The following is a 1571-nucleotide window of genomic DNA, read 5'->3' as shown; positions in this document are numbered from 1 at the left end:
GGGGATCGTTCACCGGTACACGCATGAGCGACACCGACCGCCGCGAAATGTAGAGATGATCGCTCTGTGGCGGTGTTCTGCGATCGCATTATGGCGGCAGAGAGCGCTCGTTTGGAGCACACCTCAACTTGGCGTCAGGCGGGCTCGCTTAGCGAGTTGTCTCGTCCATCGAGTCGGGAGCCTGCTCGGGAGAGATCTCTGCGTCTTCGTGGCGGGCATTGCGCAGGGGGGAGAGTGCGACGATGAGCGCGGCTGCGGTGAAGGCGATCGCCGCCGCTCCGATCGTCAGGTTGTAGCCCCAAGCCGTTACGAGGACGCCGGTCAACAGCGCACCGAAGAGAAACACGACGCGATTCGCTGTGCGGATGGTGGAGTTCATGCGGCCCTGGATCTCGTCGGGCGCGATCGCTTGCCGGTATCCCGTGTCGTTGGCATCCTCAATACCCATCGACAGCCCGTAGACGAACTGCACGGCGCAGACGACGGGAAGCAGGAGACCGAGGCCGCTGTCCACGTCGAGGGGAAGAACGGCGAGTGCCAGCCAGGGCAGGATGACGAGCGCACGGCCCAGCAGGATCGCACGACCCGCTCCGACCCGCGCCCCGACAGCAGGTGCGACGAGAGCTCCGAGGAGGCCACCGACGCCGCCGAACGCGAGCGAGACGCCGAACGCCCAAGCGGGCAGGGACAGCTCTCGGAGAACGAACACCGCGAACACCGTCGTCACGATGCTGTTGCCGAGGAACCAGGCGTGGACGGAGAGCGCGAGTGGCCGGAGGGTGCGGTGCCGGTAGGTGAATCGCATTCCCTCGAGGATGTCGTGACCGATGTGACGGCCTGGTGCGCGGCGATCGGGCCGGCGCTCCTCCACCTTGATGCGTGATTGCAGCACCGCCGACACCGCGTTGATGGCAGCGTCGAAGGCGAGCAGGAGTGGTGGGCCGATCAGGTTGAGCAGTGCTCCGCCGAGCGCGGGTCCTGCCGTTCCCGCCAGGGTCTCGCTCTGGCCCAGTCGCGCGTTGGCCATCACCAAGGACGACCGGGGAACGATCTGCGGGAGGAACGGCTGCGCGGCGGAGTCCGCGAACAAGGTCAGGACACCGAGCAGCAGGACTGCCGCGGCGAGTGACCAGAAGGTGAGCGCATCGAGAAGGAGAAGGACGGGGATCATTCCCAGAATCAGCGCACGCCCGATGCTGGTGACGACCAACGTCCGCTGGCGCCGCCACCGATCCATGAGCGCGCCCACGATCAGACCGAACAGCAGGTACGGCACTACGCCGAGCGCCGCGAGAATGCTGATCTCCGCAGGCGTTGCGTTCAGTACCGAGACGATCAGCACCTGGAACGCGACACCCGCGATCGCACTGCCGAAAGAGCGGATGGTCGTTGCGCTCCAGAACAGCGCGAAGGGCGGAAGGCCGAGCACTTCGCGCGGACCGTTCATCGGAACCCTCCGGGCAGCCGATCCATCTCTACGGTCCGCCGCGCATCAATCATTGGTGCCCCTCACGATTCAGTCCACTCTCCCAGAACAGCGGCCTGAGAGGATGTGGTGTCCGGTAGGGGAT

Annotated in this window: 1 protein-coding gene; it reads right to left on the bottom strand. The window is 65.8% G+C overall.

Annotation, left to right across the window (positions count from 1 at the left end; genetic code table 11):
• Nucleotides 1-148: 148 nt before the first annotated feature.
• Nucleotides 149-1447 (bottom strand): MFS transporter, encoded by a 1299-nt coding sequence (locus C5D08_RS16540; RefSeq protein WP_104277942.1) that lies wholly within the window; start codon nt 1445-1447, stop codon nt 149-151.
• Between the last annotated feature and the right edge of the window lie 124 nt (nt 1448-1571).

Origin of the sequence: Rathayibacter sp. AY1B6, from assembly GCF_002932755.1 — a bacterium.
GTDB lineage: Bacteria > Actinomycetota > Actinomycetes > Actinomycetales > Microbacteriaceae > Rathayibacter.
The sequence above is the reverse complement of the archived record's forward strand: the minus strand, read 5'-3'. Positions and strand labels throughout refer to the sequence as shown.